At 32.4% G+C, this 20,668-nt stretch carries 21 protein-coding genes; 2 read left to right on the forward strand and 19 right to left on the reverse strand.

Going from position 1 to position 20,668, the window contains the following annotated elements; genetic code table 11:
• Nucleotides 1-77 precede the first annotated feature (77 nt).
• The 3 genes from EL082_RS10065 to EL082_RS10075 form a co-directional block, all read right to left on the reverse strand.
• The gene (locus EL082_RS10065; protein ID WP_049416133.1) at nucleotides 78-929 is read right to left on the reverse strand and encodes a patatin-like phospholipase family protein; all 852 of its coding nucleotides are present in this window, start codon (nucleotides 927-929) and stop codon (nucleotides 78-80) included.
• 109 nt (nucleotides 930-1,038) lie between these two features.
• Complete coding sequence (locus tag EL082_RS10070) at nucleotides 1,039-2,049, reverse strand: inorganic phosphate transporter (protein WP_002465970.1); 1,011 nt, start codon at nucleotides 2,047-2,049, stop codon at nucleotides 1,039-1,041.
• A gap of 15 nt (nucleotides 2,050-2,064) precedes the next feature.
• Nucleotides 2,065-2,682 (reverse strand): DUF47 domain-containing protein, encoded by a 618-nt coding sequence (locus EL082_RS10075; protein WP_002433514.1) that lies wholly within the window; start codon nucleotides 2,680-2,682, stop codon nucleotides 2,065-2,067.
• A gap of 436 nt (nucleotides 2,683-3,118) precedes the next feature.
• Here EL082_RS10075 and EL082_RS10080 point away from each other — a divergent pair, with 436 nt between their 5' ends.
• Nucleotides 3,119-3,508 (forward strand): DUF1398 domain-containing protein, encoded by a 390-nt coding sequence (locus tag EL082_RS10080; protein ID WP_002465992.1) that lies wholly within the window; start codon nucleotides 3,119-3,121, stop codon nucleotides 3,506-3,508.
• Nucleotides 3,509-3,580: 72 nt separating this feature from the next.
• Here EL082_RS10080 and EL082_RS10085 read toward each other — a convergent pair whose 3' ends face one another.
• From EL082_RS10085 to EL082_RS10105, 5 genes are all read right to left on the reverse strand, one after another.
• Entirely contained in the window at nucleotides 3,581-5,470 is a 1,890-nt protein-coding gene (locus tag EL082_RS10085; protein ID WP_049416135.1) for an FtsX-like permease family protein, read from the reverse strand.
• Nucleotides 5,460-6,221, reverse strand: a complete 762-nt coding sequence (locus EL082_RS10090) for an ABC transporter ATP-binding protein (protein WP_049416139.1) — start codon at nucleotides 6,219-6,221, stop codon at nucleotides 5,460-5,462. The genes EL082_RS10085 and EL082_RS10090 overlap by 11 nt, the downstream gene beginning before the upstream one ends.
• 138 nt (nucleotides 6,222-6,359) lie before the next feature.
• Nucleotides 6,360-7,400, reverse strand: coding sequence for a sensor histidine kinase (locus EL082_RS10095; protein ID WP_049416140.1), 1,041 nt, complete (start codon nucleotides 7,398-7,400; stop codon nucleotides 6,360-6,362).
• Nucleotides 7,393-8,067, reverse strand: a complete 675-nt coding sequence (gene graR / locus EL082_RS10100; protein WP_002451014.1) for a response regulator transcription factor GraR/ApsR — start codon at nucleotides 8,065-8,067, stop codon at nucleotides 7,393-7,395. The genes EL082_RS10095 and graR overlap by 8 nt, the downstream gene beginning before the upstream one ends.
• Before the next feature lie 13 nt (nucleotides 8,068-8,080).
• Nucleotides 8,081-9,004 carry an NAD-dependent epimerase/dehydratase family protein gene (locus EL082_RS10105; RefSeq protein ID WP_015365320.1) on the reverse strand — a complete coding sequence of 308 codons (924 nt, stop codon included), beginning with the start codon at nucleotides 9,002-9,004 and terminating at the stop codon, nucleotides 8,081-8,083.
• A 126-nt stretch (nucleotides 9,005-9,130) separates the two neighbouring features.
• On the opposite strand from EL082_RS10105, the gene EL082_RS10110 reads away from it, so the two are divergent.
• Nucleotides 9,131-9,637 (forward strand): GNAT family N-acetyltransferase, encoded by a 507-nt coding sequence (locus tag EL082_RS10110; RefSeq protein ID WP_002465993.1) that lies wholly within the window; start codon nucleotides 9,131-9,133, stop codon nucleotides 9,635-9,637.
• A 125-nt stretch (nucleotides 9,638-9,762) separates the two neighbouring features.
• Here the strand turns inward: EL082_RS10110 and EL082_RS10115 are convergent, their stop codons facing one another.
• From EL082_RS10115 to EL082_RS10165, 11 genes are all read right to left on the reverse strand, one after another.
• The gene (locus EL082_RS10115) at nucleotides 9,763-10,815 is read right to left on the reverse strand and encodes an alpha/beta hydrolase (protein WP_015365321.1); all 1,053 of its coding nucleotides are present in this window, start codon (nucleotides 10,813-10,815) and stop codon (nucleotides 9,763-9,765) included.
• A 152-nt stretch (nucleotides 10,816-10,967) separates the two neighbouring features.
• Complete coding sequence (locus EL082_RS10120; protein ID WP_002465991.1) at nucleotides 10,968-12,035, reverse strand: YkvI family membrane protein; 1,068 nt, start codon at nucleotides 12,033-12,035, stop codon at nucleotides 10,968-10,970.
• Between the two features lie 297 nt (nucleotides 12,036-12,332).
• Nucleotides 12,333-12,833, reverse strand: coding sequence for a hypothetical protein (locus tag EL082_RS10125; protein WP_002465974.1), 501 nt, complete (start codon nucleotides 12,831-12,833; stop codon nucleotides 12,333-12,335).
• A gap of 103 nt (nucleotides 12,834-12,936) precedes the next feature.
• Nucleotides 12,937-13,308 carry a dihydroxyacetone kinase phosphoryl donor subunit DhaM gene (gene dhaM / locus EL082_RS10130; protein ID WP_002465961.1) on the reverse strand — a complete coding sequence of 124 codons (372 nt, stop codon included), beginning with the start codon at nucleotides 13,306-13,308 and terminating at the stop codon, nucleotides 12,937-12,939.
• Nucleotides 13,308-13,886, reverse strand: coding sequence for a dihydroxyacetone kinase subunit DhaL (gene dhaL / locus EL082_RS10135; RefSeq protein ID WP_002465959.1), 579 nt, complete (start codon nucleotides 13,884-13,886; stop codon nucleotides 13,308-13,310). Before dhaL ends, dhaM begins: the two co-directional genes overlap by 1 nt.
• Nucleotides 13,887-13,916: 30 nt before the next feature.
• Nucleotides 13,917-14,885: a dihydroxyacetone kinase subunit DhaK gene (gene dhaK / locus EL082_RS10140; protein WP_015365322.1), complete on the reverse strand. Its 969-nt coding sequence runs from the start codon at nucleotides 14,883-14,885 to the stop codon at nucleotides 13,917-13,919.
• 116 nt (nucleotides 14,886-15,001) lie between these two features.
• Nucleotides 15,002-16,018, reverse strand: a complete 1,017-nt coding sequence (locus EL082_RS10145) for a FecCD family ABC transporter permease (protein ID WP_002465982.1) — start codon at nucleotides 16,016-16,018, stop codon at nucleotides 15,002-15,004.
• Complete coding sequence (locus tag EL082_RS10150; RefSeq protein WP_308880599.1) at nucleotides 16,015-16,992, reverse strand: FecCD family ABC transporter permease; 978 nt, start codon at nucleotides 16,990-16,992, stop codon at nucleotides 16,015-16,017. The genes EL082_RS10145 and EL082_RS10150 overlap by 4 nt, the downstream gene beginning before the upstream one ends.
• A gap of 69 nt (nucleotides 16,993-17,061) precedes the next feature.
• Nucleotides 17,062-17,862 (reverse strand): ABC transporter ATP-binding protein, encoded by an 801-nt coding sequence (locus EL082_RS10155; protein WP_002465971.1) that lies wholly within the window; start codon nucleotides 17,860-17,862, stop codon nucleotides 17,062-17,064.
• A gap of 232 nt (nucleotides 17,863-18,094) precedes the next feature.
• Complete coding sequence (locus EL082_RS10160) at nucleotides 18,095-18,928, reverse strand: YitT family protein (RefSeq protein ID WP_002465988.1); 834 nt, start codon at nucleotides 18,926-18,928, stop codon at nucleotides 18,095-18,097.
• Between the two features lie 497 nt (nucleotides 18,929-19,425).
• Nucleotides 19,426-20,655, reverse strand: a complete 1,230-nt coding sequence (locus tag EL082_RS10165; protein ID WP_002465985.1) for a NupC/NupG family nucleoside CNT transporter — start codon at nucleotides 20,653-20,655, stop codon at nucleotides 19,426-19,428.
• Between the last annotated feature and the right edge of the window lie 13 nt (nucleotides 20,656-20,668).

Genomic DNA, 20,668 nt, shown 5'->3' on the forward strand with positions numbered 1-20,668 from the left:
TTTTTTTATTATCTTAACTGATGATCTCTATTTAAATGAAACTTTCCCTTTTATTTATCATCGTAATTAATCTAATACTAAGACAACCATTCTGGCATAAGTGCTTTGATTTCCTTAGCGATACGCTTTCCTTGTTCATATCCAGCATTACCAACCTCAATAATAACACTCGCATCATAAATATTATCACCTATTATGCTTTTGCTAAATTCATCTGGAGTGATAGTATAGACATCACTTGTGTTGGATAAAGTTATTTCATCATCAAACACATTAGGTAATTTCCCTATTTTCTGTGTTAACGGGGCGATAATCAAAATTTGCTTAAAATCTTTAGCTAAACATGCATTTGTTGATGAAACCATTCCCCCATCAATATACTCTTTTCCATTCATCGTCACATGAGGCCATAATCCTGGAACTGCTCCACTTGCTGCTACAGAATCGATCAAATCCATTCCAATTTGTTGATTAATCGTTTCCAATTGTCCAGTCCGAGCATTGATAGCCGTTATCACTAATTGCGACGTCCATTTTGAACCGTTTAATCTTTTAGCTATCGCCTTTTTTCTTTCCTTCATTGAAATAACAGGTTGAACTTGGTCGATCATCTCTCCAAGTAATCGTCCAATATTTTCTTGGTTATTTCCACCCTGAATATAAGCCTGTCTCCACATCTCATAAACTTCTTTTTTTAGCTTAGTCTGCTCATTAGGGTCCTTATTTTCATTCAGATAGTGGTAATATGCTTTCATGTCTTGATTATTTGATAATACTGCGCCAACAAAGGCTCCTGCAGAAGTCCCAAAAATTTTGCCAATTTGACTTATGTTCATGCCATTTTCAATAAGTGCTGCTAATACACCTGACTCCCATGCGATGCCTGTAATTCCGCCACCACCTAAAACAAGTGCGCGTTCATTCTTCATTTCTCTTCCCCCTATTATACTCTCTTAATTTGTAACATTTAATGTATAAAAAAGGTTGAGCGAGTTTCTTACCCGCTCAACCTGACTATTTAAATCGCTATGTTATATATTATTTTAAGAAGAAATGCATGATAAAGTATACAAGTGCTGCTAATACTGCTGAAATAGGTAATGTAATTACCCAAGTAATTAACATACGTTGTGCTGTACTCCATCTAACACCTTTCGCACGGTTAGAAGCACCAACACCTAAAATTGATGAAGATACAACGTGTGTAGTTGAAAGTGGGAAATGTAATGATGATGCTACGAAAATAGTTAACGCAGATGACAAGTCAGCTGCAGCACCATTCGCTGGTCTGATTTTCATAATATTACCACCAACAGTTTTGATGATTTTCCAACCACCGACTGCTGTACCAAGACCCATAGCAGTAGCACATGCAATTTTAACCCATAATGCTGGTTCTACGTTTGAACCATTTTGAATATTAGCAACGATTAAAGCTAAAGTAATGATCCCCATTGATTTTTGCGCATCGTTAGTACCATGTGAGAATGATTGTAACGCTGCAGTGAAGATTTGTAGGAATCTAAAGTTACGATTAGCACGTGTTAAGTTAGCATTTTTAAATACGACTTTAACAATTGAATACATAATAAAACCAACGCAGAAAGCAACAATTGGAGATACGATTAATACGATAATAATTTTAGTGAAACCTTGATAATGTAAAACTCCAAATGATCCTTCTGAAGCAATAGCTGCACCTGCGATTGAACCAATTAAAGCATGTGATGATGAACTTGGAATACCATATAACCAAGTGATTAAGTTCCATGCAATCGCAGCGATAATTGCTGCTAAAACTACAACCAATCCATGTTGTAATTTAAATGGATCTACAATGTCTTTTGTTATCGTACCAGCGACTCCAGTAAATGCTAAAGCACCAATAAAGTTCATAACTGCTGCTAATAAAATGGCTGTTCTTGGAGTTAATGCTCTCGTAGATACGGCTGTAGCTACAGCATTGGCTGTATCATGGAAACCATTGATAAAGTCAAATATTAATGAAAATATAACTATAGCTATCGTGACGATTAAAATATATTCCATAAGTGAGGACTCCCTTTAGCTATTTTTCATGATTATAGTTTCAAAATTATTTGCGACTGTTTGGCATTTATCTGCAATTTCTTCCATGCTTTGATAAATATCTTTTATTTTAATTAATGTGATTGGATCTGTTTCACTGTTGAAGATATGTTTCATAGATTGTCTTAAAATACCGTCACAGTTCGTTTCAAACTCTTTAATATTAATTGAGTGAATACGCATGTGAGATAATTTTTTATCTACTAATAAACCTACAGCTAGTTTCATTTCTGCAACTGCCTTTTGAATATTTTCAACAAATTCAGCCATGTATTCGTCTGTATATTCGATAGAATACATTTCAAACATTGCTGACGTTTCTTCCATAGCATCTAATACATCATCAATTGCATTACATAAAGATAAGATATCTTCACGTTCAATTGGTGTGATAAAAGTCTGATTTAAATCAGTAATCACTTGATGCATTAATTCATCACCATGAGATTCATAAGTTTTGATATTATCAGAATATGCTTTTAAATCTAAGTGTGTATTGAAATCCATTTTACCGAACTCAATTGCTGCACGATCAAGATTAAAAACCATTTCTTCTAACTGAACCATGAACTTATCTTTTTTCTTACTAAACATTCAAAATCCTCCATTTGAGCGATTGTTGCCAATCACATTCATAAATTTTTACTCCATAAAACCTATTATAAGGAACACATTTACAATTTTCAGAAAAAAGGAGATTCACTTTTTCATTTTGTAAATATTATGTAAATCATAGTTATAAGCAATGATGATTGCATTCATATAAATTGCGATTTGTTCCTACTTGAAAATATCACAAAATTTACATAACTACAATTCAATTTACAAATTCTTAACAAATACGCAATTAAAAATTTACATACCCTTTCCTATTATGCACAAAAGGAGTATAATGACCAATCCACTTTATAATTTAACGTTTTAAATGATGTCTTTCAATCAATTTCCCATGTAGTAAGTATAAAACATAAATTTTGCTATCTTACCTGTTCCACTTTATACTAGCATTACTATACTAAAGGAGATAACTATGGAATTTACATTAAAATCGATTCAAGAAGCACATGAAAAATATACAGGTCCTGATTTCCCCAAACTATTTAAAGCATTTAAAGACATGGGAATGGTCAGTAATGAAGTGAATATTCAGCATGGTACATCTGTTTATACAAATACTAACGAACAAACGATTACCGCTGAAGGTGTTAAAGTATCACATCCTATCGCGGATACTTCAAATACAGATGAGGTAAAAGACATTCTTAAACGACATCAAGCAGGGCAGACTGATTTCCCTACATTTTGTGAAGAAATGGCTCAAGCTGGTATCTATAAATGGTATATCGATATCAATGCTGGTACTTGTTCATATATTGATTTAAAACAACAAACTATTGTGAGTGAACAAATCCCGCAATAATCATTCAAATCATATAGTTAAAGGATTTCATTGTACATTTTATAATCACAATGAAATCCTTTTTTATTAATCTTAAATTGAATGTCTAATTGTTCTTTTAGAGTGGTTATACGCTGTTAGAGCAAATACAGCATAGATGTCTGTGTACACTGCCATAACAATAAATATAGGGATTTGATTGGTCGCACCTAATAATGACATAAATGCTAATGAAGCAAAATAAGCATGTAATAAAGCAATGATTAATGGTAATGCAAAGTTAAATAGAACCTTTAATTTCAAACCTTTTGCCATATCTCGATGTGAAAATCCTAATTTACGCAATATAGAATAATTTTCTATTTCATCTTCTGTTTCATCGATTTGCTTAATATATATGATACAGCCTGCAGCAATTAAAAATGTGATCCCTAAAAATGATGTAACAAATAGTAATACACCCGTTAAACTAGAAATTTCACTTGCCGCTTCACTTCTTGTTTCAATATTTTTATCTACATTTTTTACCGCGCTTTGCAATTCCGGCATATCCTTTTTATGCTTAATATCAAATCCATATTGAGACACAATATCTTTAGCTTTAGCATGATTTCTCAAGTATTGGTAATCTTTATCATTTAATACTAAAGTAGGCCCTCCTAAATCAACATCGCTCATAAAATAAACTTGGTTTATTTCTTTATTTAATTTAACCTTGATGGCGTGTTGATGTGTACCTAATTGTGTTGCACCGTGTTTCTTATATTTCATGACATCACTCACTTTACCTTCAGGTACAATAATATCTGTGTAACCCTTCGACACTTCAACATTAGGGATATACTTGTCACTTGTTACAGATACTTCATATGGTTTAGCAATGCCTTTTTCAAATAATTTATCTTTAAACAGCTTACTATAAACAACTTCTTTATAATTATAAAAATGCTCAATATTTTTATTGTTTAATTCATATGCTAATTCATTTGCCTTTTCTTTATCTTTTAATGTCACATCATGTGGCGAATTCAATAGAACTTCATTGGTTAACGTCCCACGACTAATCGCTGCAAAACACAATACTGATACAGTAATAGCAGAAATAATTGTCATAACAGTTAAAGAAAATGCATTTTTCTTTATACGATACATAATTGGTGCAGTAAACATCACATCGTTGACGCTTACTGTATCTTGTCTCACTTTTTTAATTGCTTTAAAAATTAAAGAAACAGTACTTCTAAAAAAGAAATATGCTCCAATCACAGTACATATTAAAATGACAAACGGTTGAAAAATACTATTAAAATGTTGAACAACTGTAGTCGATAAATAGTAACCTGTCAGAATCATAAGAACGCCTAATACACCTAAAATTAATTCACCAATTGTAAAACGATTATGGTTGATTTCTCTCTTAGTCATATTAGAGGCTAATTCTATAATCGAACGTCTCCTTATATAAAAATAGCTTTGACCTATGGTTAAAATATATGCCACAACAATTAATAAAATTGCTTGTAAAATAGCAGACACACTGAAAATGATTGAAACAGTAATGTTAATACCGAGTAATCTTAGAACAATCATTAATAGTATCTTAGATCCAAAAATACCGATGATAATACCTAAAATAGAAGTCGCTATAAAAATAAGTAACTGTTCAATCATAATCATTTGTAAAATATTGAATCTTGAAAGACCGATTGTTTGCAATAAGGCAAATTCACGACCTCTCCGTTTTAAAAATAACAAATTCGCGTACAAAATAAATACGATAATAATGATAAATAGAAAATAACTACCTATTTGAGAGCCTTCTTTAATGATTGGATAATTCTGGTTGCCATGTAAATGATGTGCATATTTTAAAGTAATAAAACTAAAATACAGTACTACACTAATCACTAAAGAAAATAAATATATGGCATAATGCGAAAACTTTTGTTGGAAGTTTTTAAAAATAATTTCTTTAAAGGTCATAATTCACGCCACCAAGTACACTTTGTGTTCTAATAATTTCATTATAAAAGGTTTGTTTATCATCTTCACCTTGGAAAATTTCTGTAAATATTCTTCCATCTTTTAACATAACTACTCGATTTGAATAACTGGCAGCTACTGGATCATGTGTAACCATTATAATTGTAGTATCAAATTTCTCATTCATTTTGCACAGTCGTTTTAATAAGGCTTGTGTACTTTTAGAGTCTAATGCTCCTGTTGGTTCATCAGCAAAGATAATTGACGGGTTAGTAATAAAGGCTCTAGCGGCAGACGTTCTTTGGATTTGTCCTCCTGACAATTCAGATGGATACTTATCACTGATATCACTAATATTTAATGCCTCCACGATTCGATCATATCGCTGTTTCATTTCTTGTTTATCTATTTTCTTCACCGATAATGGTAGCATAATATTTTCTTTTACAGTTAAGGTATGCAAGACATTATAATCTTGGAAAATAAACCCAATGTCTTTTTTACGAATATTTGATAAAGCTTTGTTTGATAATTTATCTAATGATTGACCATTTAATTTAATCGATCCTCGCGTTGCATAATCTATGGAACTGAGTACATTCAATAAGGTTGTTTTTCCTGAACCAGATGGCCCCATAATCGAGATAAATTCACCTTTTTCAACTGATAAATTGATATCGTGTAACACTTCTTGCGGTGAATATTGATTCCCATATATTTTTGTTAATTGTTTTACTTCTAATATTGCCACTTTAACACTCCTATGATTATCAACTGTTTATCGTTGATGCCACATCATTTGTAGATATAATGAAACGCATAACTATTCAATATTATTATAACGATTGTATATAACAAATGCGCTAATTCTGTGTAACAAAACGCATGTTTAAAATGACAATGTTGTCACTTCAGACATGCGTTCAATCACTTCATTTTGTTGTGGGAATATGAGACTAAAAGTAGTTCCTTTTCCTACGCTAGATTCCACTTTAATTTCAATTCCTAATTGTGATTTAACACTATCAACCAAATACAAACCCATACCTGAGGACGTCGTTTCATTTCTATTAGCTGTTGACGTGTAACCTCTTTCAAAAATTCTTGGCATATCTTTCTTACTTATACCCCGTCCATAATCCTTTATTTCTAATACGATATGCTGATCTGTGCATTTACCATTCATTTCGATCATATTATCTTCACTATATTTTAATGAATTAGATAATATTTGTCTGATCATCATACGGCACCATTTTAAATCTGTATAAACTTTAAAATCATCCGTAAAATTCAATTCAAATCCAATACCTTTAGCCTGACTAATATGACGCGTCAACTGAATTTCATCTATAACCATTCGTTTTAAAGATACATAGTCAAAGTACATATCTTTATTTTGAGTTTCTAACCTTGTTAAATATAATTGTTTATCTAACATTTCATTAATACGCGACCATTCATATAACAATGCTTGTTTACGTTTATAATCTTGCTCTTGATCAATTAATAACTTCATTGCTGTTACTGGTGTTTTAATACCATGAACAAATTCTGTAATACTTTGTTCATGGTTTTTGATTTGTACCTGTTGCGCTAATACCTTATCTTTTTGCGATGTTATATTTCGATATAAATAGTCTACGATTTGTTGTTGAAATGGTGTTTCAGCTAAATCTTTATGTTTAATTTCTTCTATTTCTTTATTTTTATAAAAGTGCTTAGACAACCTAGATTCTTTGAAAAACGTAAAAATAATGAATAATACACTCATACCTAAGTTCAAAACTACGATATACCAAACACTATCTGCTGCAATATCATAATCTATATACGAAATTCCGATCATAACTAGATTGATAAATACAATCCATAAGATCCAATTTAATCGCGATTTAACGAATAACCAAAACCACTTTAAATTATTCATGTGCCATATATCCTTTACCAACCTTAGTTTCTATCGCACTGTCCATACCTATTTCAGATAGTTTCTTTCTCAAGCGATTGACATTGACAGTCAAGGTATTATCACTTACAAAAGCTTCATCATCCCATAATGCGGTGATTAGCGTATCACGTGAGACAATTTGATTTCTTTTATTGACTAACATTTCTAAAATGATCATTTCTGTTTTAGATAAAAAGATAGCTTGATCACCTTTTTGAATACTATCCTTTGATAGATCTACTACAGCATCTTGCCAGTTCAATGTACGTTTTTCTTCAACACCAAATTCGTATACTCTGCGATAAACCGCCTGGAGTTTAGCTATTAAAACATTGGTATAAAATGGTTTTTGAATATAATCATCAGCACCTAACTCCATGCTCATGACTTGATCCATTGGATTATCTCGGGATGATAAGAATAAAATAGGTACATTAGACACTTGTCTCATTTTTCTACACCAATAAAAGCCATCATATTTTGGCAATTGCACGTCTAGAATAACAATTTCTGGATTAAATGCTTCAAATGTATCCATAACATTTCCAAAATCATCTATACCAACCACATTAAAATCCCATTGTTCTAACTCTTTTTTTAGTTCTTGGAACAATGTATTATCATCTTCTACTAATAATATTTGCATTCATATCACCTTATTATTTTGTGTATTTAATTTTTTCTCCAGATTGAACTCGTCCTTGAAAATGTTTGATGCGACAATCTACTTCAAATCCACGCATCATAATACCTTGTAGTGGCGCTTGAACAAAATAATATACAGGCCAAAACATTTTAGGAATGTAATCATATAGATGAACTATAACGATTGCATTATTTTTTAACAATCGAAACTCTAATTTACCTTGCTTTTTCGCATTGGATTTTACTAACTTACCTCCAACTAAATATAAAGTGATAAGATTTTCCTCTGTTAACACTTTCTTAAAAATAGCCAATGGTTTGTTTTTACTTTTTAAATATATATAATAATGGTCATCACTATGATACGTCTTAACAATCGTTCCTTTGGTTTTATCTAACCAATTAAAAAAGTATTCTACAACTTGATTAAGTGTCCATTTTTTAGGCAAAACCATTTTCATAGCTGTTCTAACATCATCGTACTTAGATACTTGCAATTCGACATTGATATGTGGACGTTTAATTTCCAGTTTCGTACGCTCTACAGGTACACCATAAGCGCCTAAACGTTCCATCGTTTGATTATCATTTCGACTTCCCGGAATATATACTAACTTTTTAACATGATTCACTGCCGCTGCCCTACCAAAGTTGTCAGCAGCAATTAAATTAAGATCTCGCGCTGTTGCTTGCGTTAATTTTGCTGAATTTTTCGTTGGATCTAAATAAAAAATAGCTATATCTATCTCTTTCATTGCTTCAACAACATCTTGATAATTAAAAATATCGCTCTGTAACCATGTCATATCGGTTGCATTAACATGTTCTGGTTTAGGATACTTGGACAATACATATAAATCGGCATCATTTTCAATGACTGAACTTAAATGTTTTCCAATATAGCCTGTGCCACCTGCTAAAAGTACTTTTGGTTTCATATTTTAAACTCCCTTGTGTATAATGAACACTCCATCGTGTGCAATTACACGATTCAAAGCAAACTTAACTTATTTATATTATAATATAGAAGTAGCAGAAACTTAAATGAATATAGGAGTGTTTTCATGCCTCACGCTATTCGTGAAATTAGTATAAAAGACGTAGACAATTTTATAGACTTACTTACTAAAATCTATGATGAATCAGAATTCACATTTTACAATCCTGGTGAATATGCACCTAGTACTAACGAAGTGATTAAACGCTTAGAAGATTATATTACCTCTTCTTCTAAGGCGATTTTCGTTGTCGAAAGTAATGATCAACTTGTAGGATACGGTTTTGTAGGTACTGAAACATATGAACGTACACGTCATGAAGCGATTGTTTATCTAGGTGTAAAAAAACTGTACCAAAAAGACGGCGTCGGACAAACTTTAATTAATGCGATAGAAGCCTGGTCCCTCAATCATAATATCCGTCGAATTGAAGCAACAGTAGTACCTGAAAATGATGGAGCTGTTAACTTATTTAAGAGCGCTGGATTCCAAATTGAAGGCGAACTAAAAGATAAGTTGTATATTAACAACAAATATTATAATGAATACGTGATGGCTAAAATTTTAAATTAATTATTTATGATAATTACATATTGAATTTTATCATATAATTAGATGAAATAAGTTGATAACGATATATCATGTATAAAAACACCGTAAAGCGACTATTGTTGTCGTTTTACGGTGTTTTGCTTCATTTATTCACTAAATGGGTCTAATTGTACATCTTTATTCAAATTATTGTTTTCATTGTGATTAGATTGATTGTTTCGTTCAACACCTGAAGAAGATGTGTTTCTACTTAAGAATAAGAGTACCCGTTTAATATTCTCTTTGGATTCTGGTTTATTTAAATGAAATTGATATTGATGGTGTAAGTGATGTGAACCATCATAAAATAATGTTTCAGCTGGCACATCTTTTTCTTTTAATTTTTTATAAAAATCTATGTTCTGACTATAAAATGGATCCGCATCACCCACTGATAAAAATGTAGGCGGATAATCTTTAGTTATTTGATTTATCGTAGACATTTGAGATAAGTTTTTAAAATTACTCTCCCAATTTGTTGTACCTGTATAACTTCTCATAAATAATTGGATCCTAGGAAACTCTGTAGCTTTAACTGTCTTCATATCATAGAAACCACCAAAGAATATCGCTGCTTTAATTTGAGAAGGTTTAAATTCGGGTTCAAATTTCATTTCATCACGTAACGATTGATTTGTTTGCATAGCAACATATTGACTGGTTAATTGTGCGCCAGCAGAATCACCACCTATAATGACTTGATCAAAATCAATAGGCAAATCATGTTCATTCGTTTTTATAAATTTGACAGCTTTGTTCATTTGTTCAATAGGTGTAGGATACTTATATTGAGGCGCTAACGCATAGTTGACGTTTACCACAATGTAACCTTGCTCAGCTATTTTGGATAGTAAAGGATTTTTATACTGTTTATCACCAGCAATAAAACCACCACCATGCATCCAAAAGATGACTGGTAACTTACTATCTTTATTCATATCAGATGGCATAATAATATCTAATTTACTATTAGGTATGCCTTGACCATAAGAAATATTCTGTAAGACTTTCACGTTTTTATTATTTATTTGGACTTTTTCTTTATTTTGTTGTTGTCGGTGTTCATGATCATAATGTTTTTTCAATAACAGACCAGTACTAGTACCTACTATTAAAATAACAACGACAGTTATCAACAACCATTTATGTTTTGCCTTCATGACGGATAATCCTCTCATCAATGCTCACTTATATTATTAATTGGCATAATAATTACATTAAAAAAGCAATTCACCTTCTATTTAAAAAGATGAATTGCTTTTAAGATTAAATCAATCGCTTTTAATTGTAAAGTACATCAAATTACATATCATTATGCAATATGTTTTTTGTCATCACTCTTACGTTTATAATATTTGATTAGTACGGCAACAACTATAAATAAACCGACTACACCCATAATATTATATAAATAGTTAATTAAATCAGCAAATCCTACGAAACTTAAAATGTAGGCCGCAATCATCATTATAATAATGAACACATGATATTTTTTACTATATGGTTCAGTGAAACGTGCTGCAAATGAGTAACATAACCCTAATATAGTGTTATACATTACTGCCAACATAATAATTGTTAAAACTAATCCAATCCATGGATTGATTTCATTTGCTAAATTCAGTGTAGGAATAGCTGCATCTTTAATTTGTGGGTATTCTGCTTGTAATGCAAAGTTAATTAGCGCTAATAGAATAGTATAAACAATACCACCAAATAACGCACCTGCACCTGAAACTTTTCGCTTAGATGCATCTCCACCAATTGCCACAACTGTACTAAAACCTACTGCAAATGCAAGACCACCATATTGAATACCTTTAAGAATACCTAAAATGATGTTTGGCTTATCTACAGTATCATTAACTTTATTCAATGGTATAGATCCATTAAACAAATAGTACACTGCAATTAATACAACCATCACAATTAAAAATGGTGTCACAATACCCAAAGCTCTTACTATTTTATTGAAATCTAATAGTAATGTGCCATAAATAACTACAGTCATAATTAGAGCACCTAACCAAATGGGTACATTAAAACTTTCTTGGAAGGCTGATCCAGCACCCGCAATCATCGTAACGGCGATACCAAATAAAAAGAATACAAGAATGTAATCGAAAATCTTACTAAATTTATCGCCGAAGACATATTGCAATGTAGATTCATGATTAGTTGCTTCAAAAGCTGTTCCTATTTTGGCTACTTGTCTACCTATAAACCCTAAAATTAAACCTGATAAAAGGACACCAATGTATGACCATAAGCCATAAGGTGTAAAGAATTGCATCACTTCTTGTCCGGTTGAAAAACCTGCACCGACAACGATGCCGACATAGGCGAAACCAATTTTTATAGCTTCTTTATTGAGCCCCATGAAAAGTTTACCTCCTTCGTTTCGCATATTTTGAATTATAACGTACTGTTATTTAATTTCAACCCAACTCAATGCATGTTAAAAAAGCCTAAATCCGTGATTTAGACTTATATACCAACTGTTTTCACTAATCTACAAAATATAAAATTCATACTTTTCTAACAATTCTACAATAATTTATTTATTAAAATCACATTTATTTTAATGCAAAATAATTTATAATTTCACAATAAAAAGTCATTGAAACGATCAGACTCATCTCAATGACTTTTATTAATCAAAATTAATATTCATTTTTTAACGTGCGTTACGATGTTGATTGAGTTCATTTATATCAACAACAACATTATCCATACGTTTCGCTGTATCTTTCAATACATTACGAGCCACGTTGTTATTAGGATCTAATTTAAGAATACGTTTTGCAATATCAAAGGCCTTTTTATCAGAGATAACAGGCTCTGGAATTGCATGTAGTAATAGCATTTGTAATAAGCTTTTAACTTCATTTCCGTCAGTTATTTTTATGGATGAATCTGCATGATAATACGCAGAATGTAAAGCACCTTCATAGTCACTTAGTGGATAAACAAGTAATAAGAATGCTAAGTCATGCAATTCTGCTGTCTCTTCCACTTTCATCATGTCTAAAATACAAGTATAAAACATCATACTTTCTACTTCATGAGCACTTGAAATATATGCTTCTTCAAATTCCATAAAATCTGTTTCGGACATCAATTGTCTTACTAAATCAAACTCGCCATTCAATACATGTTTCTTTATAAGATGTTGCATGGCAATGTCCTCCTATTAGCCAGATTTTATCGTACATTTAATATTAATCATATCACAGATATCCTTAACTTTCATTTCAAAAAATCAATTTAAGCTTAATTAATCATTTATTATTAAAAGTTGTTTGTTTAACTTCTTCTATAGCGTCCGCCAAATTGCCACCTATTGATAATTTAACTGCGGCTGTAAAACTACCTTCTACAATAGGTGCATCCACTTTAACGATTTTATAATTCCCGTCATACATATCAATAGCCATATCAATATTCATTTCGGATGAACCTATATCATAAAAACACATGGCATCATCTTCTAAATCATTGATTAACTGTTGAACTGTCTCAAACGATGTACCAATATCACCATTCACACCGCCGTTAGCAACGACATTAACATCCGGTGCCATTTGCTGTAATAATGCTTTCGTACCATTTGCTATTTGTTCACTATGACTGATAATTACAAGTGTTGTCATTAAGCCTCATCTCCTATAAGTGCATGTAATACATAAACCATACTTTGTGCGCCTGGATCCATATAACCTTTAGACGCTTCTTTAAAGTATGATGCACGCCCTTTCGTTGCTACCATATCTACAGTTTCTTCTGCAAAGCTTTGTAGACGATTTAAATCAACTTGTTCACCTTTTTTGACCGCTTCATAAGCACGGGCAATAACATCATACATGGTCTTTTCATTAAGTTCTACCTTACCACGTTTAGCAATTGCCTCTGCAAATGTTTCAAGTAACTCTACTAAATTATTATGATCAATGTCATCTTTTACAACTTCAGCCATTTTCACAAAGCTAAAACCATATAATGGTCCTGAAGCACCTCCAATGTTTGACATCAGACACATACCTGTCGATTTAAATACACTTTGCATTGAACTATCATCTATTTTATCTTTTAAACTCTCAAAACCTCTTAACATGTTAACACCATGATCGCCATCTCCAATAGCTCTATCAAGTTCAGTTAATGAATCTTCTTGTTCTTTAAATGTAGTCTCTAAATCCAATAATTGTTGTTTCATCTTTTGGATATCCATTATGATTCTCCTTTCATGTATATTTATTCATTAAATATTAAAATATCTACTCGTCGTTGGCGCTAGTAATGCTTTTAGAAGTATTTCTGAATACGGTATGACTGTAATTGAAAATCCTTGCATGTCTAATGATGTCATAAAATCGCCTACATACCAATGTTTGACAGTGATATCATGCGCATCAAAATATTGTTTAATATAAGACGTGGCAATTGTAAGCTCTGATAAAGGTGTACCACCCATACCATTTACCATCACGAGTATTTCTTTACTATTAACTTCTTGTAATAATGTATCGCCTAATCGTGTCACTATCTGATCTATTGGTTCCATTTGTTGACGCTGTAATCCTTTTTCACCATGAATACCAATACCAATTTCAATATCATTTTCATCAATATCAAAGCCATACTTTCCAGTTGTAGGTACCATAGGTGGTGTTAATGCCATACCAATACTTTTAATTGTAGGTAAAATCTCTTCTACTTTAGATTGAATTTCTGTTAAAGATAGACCTTTATCGGCTAAAAATCCGGCAAACTTATGAACGAAAACTGTTCCGGCTACACCACGTCTTTGTTCAATATCAGAAACGGCAACATCATCTTTCACTACTACCATAGCAGCATTGATACCTTCCATTTCTGCCATTTCTTGTGCCATTTCAAAATTCATGACGTCTCCAGCATAATTTTTAACGATGAGTAGTACGCCTTCACCATTGTCTACAGCTTTAATGGCCTCTAAAATTTTATCGGGAGTTGGTGAGGTAAATACTTCACCACAAACTGCAGCATCTAACATACCCTGAGCAACATAGCCTGCATGAGCTGGTTCATGACCACTCCCACCACCTGATACTAAAGCTACACCAGTTGTTTTTTTATCTTTTTTTACAACGACAGTGTCATTGATAACTTCTAATTCTGGATGAGCAATTTTTATACCTTCGAGCATATCATTTAAAAATTGTTGTTTATCTTTAATTAGTTTTTTCATAGTTAGCCCTCCTTATTTATCCACTTTCATTATAAAGCATCGACATAAGAAAGCGTTAACAATTATATATATAATTAAAGTGACATGTAACGCACATGCCACTTTATTTACATATTTTATACATTTTTGGTTTTGTACATGAGATATAGGAAGTAAGGGGCACCAATAATTGCAACGATGATACCTGCTGGTACGCCTGTAGGTTCTAAAATTACCTTGCCTAATGTATCTGAGAACACTAATAAAAATGCCCCAACAAGCACTGCTATTGGTAAAAACAACTGATGGCGTGGCCCCACAATACGTTTAGCAATATGCGGCCCCATCAATCCTATAAAGGAAATTGAACCTGCTACTGCAACTGCTACTGACGATAGTACTACTGCTACAAAGAATAATACCATGCGTTCTTTACCGACCTTAACACCTAAACCTTTAGCTACATGCTCATGTGTATTGATAATGTTCAATTCATTAGATTTATAAAATAAATATGGCAGTATGATGATGATCCATGGTAAAAATGCAATCACAAATATCCATTCATCTCCCCAGATATTACCTGCAAACCATGTTGCTATAAATTCCGATTGATCTTTGTCGAATTTAGACATTAATGTTATTGAACCACCATATAAAGCAGTCTGCATACCTACACCTATTAAGACCATACTAGATGGTGTAACACCATGTCTTTGATTGACACTAAACATAAAAATAATTAAAGCTGTCGCTACACCACCAATGACGCTAATGATTGGTAAAACGTAAACAAAATTATCTGGTTTAATCTGACCAATTGTGATGAATAATGCTATTGCGAAACCACCACCAGCGTTAATACCTAGTATGCCTGGTTCTGCAATTGGGTTTTTAGTAACACTTTGTACAATCGCACCACTCATACTTAATGCTGCACCAGCAAGAATAGTGATTAGCATACGTGGTAATCTAAAGTCGACTAAAATTAGTGTGTCTGTATAATCACCCTGACCGGTCAAAATTTGGAAAAATCGACTTACAGGGATGTTATATTCACCAGAAGCGATACTCCATGTACACGCTAAGAAGACGAGCACTGCAAATATCACAAATGTAATGATTTGTTTACGTCGTAATTTACTATCTATCATATTGAGCGTCCTCCTTTTTTAACTAAGTATAAAAAGTAAGGAACGCCAATAAATGAAATAATCGCACCCACTGGCGCGTCTCCTAAATATCTAGCCAACATATCAGCTACTAACATTAATATTCCACCTAAAATGGCTGTTAGAGGTAACACTTTTGAATAATCCGTTCCTATGATAAATCGAACAATATGTGGCACCATTAATCCAACGAATGCAATTTGACCTACCATCGATACTGCTACCCCAGCTAGCACCATTGCTAAGACTAATATGACAACTCTAATCATGGTAACATTCTGTCCTAGCCCTTTGGCTAAAGATTCACCTAAATTCAATATGGTTAATTGTCTACTCATTGCGAGAATAACCACCAATGTCACAATAATGATTGGTCCAGTCCAAATAATTTGAGGCCAAGTTGTTCCTGATACACCACCAGCACTCCAAAATGTTAAAGATTGATTTAATCTAAAGATAAGCGCAACACCTTGGCTTAATGCCGTTAACATGGCACTAACAGCTGCTCCGGCTAAAATAATACGCATCGGATTGAAACCATCTTTTCTTGAGCGACCAATCATTAACACAATCGAACCGCCTAACAATGCACCGAGAAATCCAGCTACCATAAGTAATGTAAAAGGTGCCTCTGGATAAAAAGCATAGGTTATGGCCAAACCAAATGACGCACCAGAATTGAGTCCAATTAAACTTGGATCCGCCAAACTATTTTTCGTGACACCTTGAATAACCGCACCAGCAACTGATAATGCCATGCCTACTAAAATAGCACCTAAATCTCTAGGAATTCTAATTTCACTAATCACATTATGCTGTTGATTTTTTGGATTATAATTGAAAATTGCATCTATAATAGTGGGTATATCTATTTTTGCATCTCCAAATAAAATAGATAAAAATAGTGCTATTGCTAGCACTATTATTCCACCTATCAAATAAGACACAAATTTCATATAACCGCTTTGCCTTGGTTTTGACATGATATCTTTACCTTTTCTATATATTTTAAATAATCATACAATTTATGAAGAATATGCCTTTTGACATAAATCATAAGTCACTAATAAAGGTTTACCAGTTCTAGGATCTTCACTTAACACAACATCTATATTAAATACACGTTCTAAAATATCTTGTGTTAACACTTCATTTGTTTCACCATTTGCTACAATGTCACCATCTTTCATAGCAATTAGATGATCTGAGAATCGAATAGCTTGATTGATATCATGTAATACCATAATAATCGTACAACCTTGTTCTTGATTTAATTTTTGTACTAATTCTAAGATTTCTAATTGATGGCATATATCTAAATATGTGGTTGGTTCATCTAAAAAGATAATATCTGTACGTTGAGCCAATGCCATTGCAATCCAGACACGTTGTCTTTGACCACCACTTAAATCGTTGATTGAACGGTGTCTAAATTCAAACGTACCTGTCACTTCTAGCGCCCAATTAATTTCTTTTTTATCTTCATCTGATAAACGCCCAAATCCTTTTTGATGAGGAAATCGGCCATAAGATACTAATTCACCAACAGTTAAACCATCAGCCACTTCTGGGGACTGTGGTAAAATCGCAATTTTCTTAGCAATTTCTTTCGTAGATTGTGTGTGGATACTCTCTCCGTCTAAATTAATCGTACCATCTTTTACAGATAACAAACGAGACAATGCTTTAAGTAAGGTAGACTTACCGCACCCATTGGGTCCAATAATTGAAGTTACTTTGCCATCTGGAATTTCCACATCTAAATGATTAATAATCGTCGTATCACCATAACCTATTGTTACTTGTTCACCGTTTAAACGACTCATAATTCCCCTACTTTCTTATTTACTATATCTATATCGAAAACATAACTGTAATTAAATATGTTATTTATTAAATTTATCATTGTAATTGATAATCATTATCACAGGAGTCATTATAACATCTTTCACATATATTGACTAATAAATTTCATTCATTTTCTCATTTTTAAAGCATTAAAATAGCCGTTCTAAGTTAACAAATTTGCTACTTAAAACGGCATATGGATAACATCATTTATTCATCTATAAGGAATCCATTTCCATAAACATCTCTCACATCATGAATGACTAGAAATGCTTGATTATCAATATTTCTAATAATCTTTTTAGCTCGTGACACTTGCGTCTTCGTAATTACGACATAAAGGACATCTTTTTCTTCTCTAGTATAATAGCCATGTCCATTCAATATGGTTAATCCGCGCCCTACTTGTTCATCTATGGCTTTAGCCACTTCATCTGGTTTACTTGAAATAATTGTCATCGCTTTCTTTGTATTTAAACCTTCGATTACAAATTCCATCACTTTCGTTCCTATATATAATGAAATGACGGTAACTAATGCACGATCTAATGAAATCACAGTTAATGAAATCACTACAACAATCAAATCGAAGAAGAGAAGTGCATAAGGTGTACTCACATCTAAATACTTATGTGCAATTCTAGCTAAAATGGTAGTTCCTGCAGTAGTACCACCTGCTAATACAATGACACCAATACCTAACCCTACACTTGTTCCGCCAAATACTGCATTAACAATGACATTTCCTGTTTCAACATGCCAAGATTCTGTCAAACTTAAAAATACTGAAATAAGGACAGTTGCTACAATGGTTAAATACATACTACGCTTACTTAAAAATTTATATCCTACTGCAATTAAAACAGCATTGACTACAAAGTTAGTAATAGCTGGTGATAAGTGAAAGGCATAGTACAATACAATAGCTAGACCTGTTACCCCACCTTCACCTAAATTACCTGAAATAATGAATGCATTAACACCCGCTGAAAAAATAAACGAACCAATAATGACTAATATTAAATCTCGTATTAATCTGTTCAAGCAACCACATCCCTTTATTTATTTTTTATGATTAACAAAATGTTAGCACACGCATGTAGACCCCCACAACACCGCTAGAGTAAATAATTCATATTTTTGAAATATTTTGATTACCCGTTATTCAACTAATCAATGAATCATCTCTAATGCAATAGTAGGTTTAACATAAGAAGGATAAAATAATTTTAAATTTTCAGAATTTTTAATTTACTTATAGCTTTCGGTTTGCTATAATAATGTTAACTTCTTAACAAAAGAAGTTATCTCCTTTGTGTTGTTTATAGTAACAAAACAAATTTTGCTCGAAGTACTGTAACTGTACCTAGTCCTTACCGTTACAAGTACATTAATATTCATTTCCCATAAAAGCCAAGTATAACAAGTGTCTCCTCACTTACTATACTTGGTTTTTATTATGCTTAATCTTTCATCATTAAAAACACCTCCTATTGCTAGAAAAAGATTTTAGCAATAGGAGGTGTACATCAATTTTTAATTTACCATGCGAATAAGCCTACAAATGCAGCTGTTAATAATGAAACTAAAATCCCTGCTAACAACATCATTGGCACGTACTTAGAAACAAAATCTGCTGTCTTCTTATCTACGATACCTTTTAACGTACCGATAATCATACCAATAGTAGAAAAATTAGCAAAAGATACTAAGAATGTTGATATCACTGCTTTATGGTGAGGTGAAAGTGTATTAATCGTCTTCGATACTTCACCCATTACGACAAATTCGTTGGTAACGATTTTTTTCGCCATTTGTTGTGCAACTAACCAAGCTTCATCCCAAGGTAGACCAAGTAATAATGCAAATGGATACATAAACACACCTAAAATTTGGTCTAATCCGAAGCTACCTTTAAGACCCATCAAGTGACCAATACCACCTGTAATTAAGTTAATCAAACGATCTGCTAAATCTGCTAATGCTACGAAACTAATCACAAATGCTATGATAATTAATACTAATTTACCTGCAGCTAATACAGAATCACCTAAGAAAGAAAAGAATGGCTGACGCTCTATATCTTGATCTTTAATACTATAAATAATATCTTCTTTATCTTCTACTCTAACTGGATTCAAAATTGACGCGACAATAATGGCATTCACGATATTTAAAGGAATCGCAGTTAATACTAATTCACCTGGAATCATTTGAACATAGGCACCAACAATCGCACCTGAAACAGAACTCATAGACATCATCGCTACTGTTAACACACGCATTTCATTCATGCGTTTCAATTGTTCGTTAGAAACAGCTAGTGCTTCTGTGTTACCTAAGAACATCATTTCAATACCAAAGAATGACTCAAATTTAGGTTGGCGTGTAATTTTTGCTAAAACCCAACCAATCGCACCAATTAATTTCGGCAGAATATTAAAGTACATTAAAATATCAAATAACGGTACTACTAATAAAATTGGAAATAGTGCGCTAACAGCCATATCCATCTGCTTATTAGAAACAAAGCTATTAAACGCAAATCCTGTACCTGCATTTGCTGATTCAATTACCCAGGAAATACCATTTGCAGCTGCTTTAATTCCTGATTTCCCCCATGGGAAGTAAATGAAGAACCACGCTAAAAATAAGTTTAAAACGACTAAAATAATAATCGATTTCCATTGTATATCTTTTCGTGCTCTCGAAAATAATACTGCAATACCTAGGAAAACAATTAACCCAATGATATTAATCAATAAAAACATTTGGCACCCACCT

Source organism: Staphylococcus warneri, assembly GCF_900636385.1.
Lineage (GTDB): Bacteria > Bacillota > Bacilli > Staphylococcales > Staphylococcaceae > Staphylococcus > Staphylococcus warneri.

Coding starts and splice junctions, on each gene's coding strand:
- EL082_RS10065 (WP_049416133.1), bottom strand. CDS start 929: ATGAAGAATGAACGCGCACTTGTTTTAGGTGGTGGCGGAATTACAGGC.
- EL082_RS10070 (WP_002465970.1), bottom strand. CDS start 2,049: ATGGAATATATTTTAATCGTCACGATAGCTATAGTTATATTTTCATTA.
- EL082_RS10075 (WP_002433514.1), bottom strand. CDS start 2,682: ATGTTTAGTAAGAAAAAAGATAAGTTCATGGTTCAGTTAGAAGAAATG.
- EL082_RS10080 (WP_002465992.1), top strand. CDS start 3,119: ATGGAATTTACATTAAAATCGATTCAAGAAGCACATGAAAAATATACA.
- EL082_RS10085 (WP_049416135.1), bottom strand. CDS start 5,470: ATGACCTTTAAAGAAATTATTTTTAAAAACTTCCAACAAAAGTTTTCG.
- EL082_RS10095 (WP_049416140.1), bottom strand. CDS start 7,400: ATGAATAATTTAAAGTGGTTTTGGTTATTCGTTAAATCGCGATTAAAT.
- graR (WP_002451014.1), bottom strand. CDS start 8,067: ATGCAAATATTATTAGTAGAAGATGATAATACATTGTTCCAAGAACTA.
- EL082_RS10105 (WP_015365320.1), bottom strand. CDS start 9,004: ATGAAACCAAAAGTACTTTTAGCAGGTGGCACAGGCTATATTGGAAAA.
- EL082_RS10110 (WP_002465993.1), top strand. CDS start 9,131: ATGCCTCACGCTATTCGTGAAATTAGTATAAAAGACGTAGACAATTTT.
- EL082_RS10115 (WP_015365321.1), bottom strand. CDS start 10,815: ATGAAGGCAAAACATAAATGGTTGTTGATAACTGTCGTTGTTATTTTA.
- EL082_RS10120 (WP_002465991.1), bottom strand. CDS start 12,035: ATGGGGCTCAATAAAGAAGCTATAAAAATTGGTTTCGCCTATGTCGGC.
- EL082_RS10125 (WP_002465974.1), bottom strand. CDS start 12,833: ATGCAACATCTTATAAAGAAACATGTATTGAATGGCGAGTTTGATTTA.
- dhaM (WP_002465961.1), bottom strand. CDS start 13,308: ATGACAACACTTGTAATTATCAGTCATAGTGAACAAATAGCAAATGGT.
- dhaL (WP_002465959.1), bottom strand. CDS start 13,886: ATGGATATCCAAAAGATGAAACAACAATTATTGGATTTAGAGACTACA.
- dhaK (WP_015365322.1), bottom strand. CDS start 14,885: ATGAAAAAACTAATTAAAGATAAACAACAATTTTTAAATGATATGCTC.
- EL082_RS10145 (WP_002465982.1), bottom strand. CDS start 16,018: ATGATAGATAGTAAATTACGACGTAAACAAATCATTACATTTGTGATA.
- EL082_RS10150 (WP_308880599.1), bottom strand. CDS start 16,992: ATGAAATTTGTGTCTTATTTGATAGGTGGAATAATAGTGCTAGCAATA.
- EL082_RS10155 (WP_002465971.1), bottom strand. CDS start 17,862: ATGAGTCGTTTAAACGGTGAACAAGTAACAATAGGTTATGGTGATACG.
- EL082_RS10165 (WP_002465985.1), bottom strand. CDS start 20,655: ATGTTTTTATTGATTAATATCATTGGGTTAATTGTTTTCCTAGGTATT.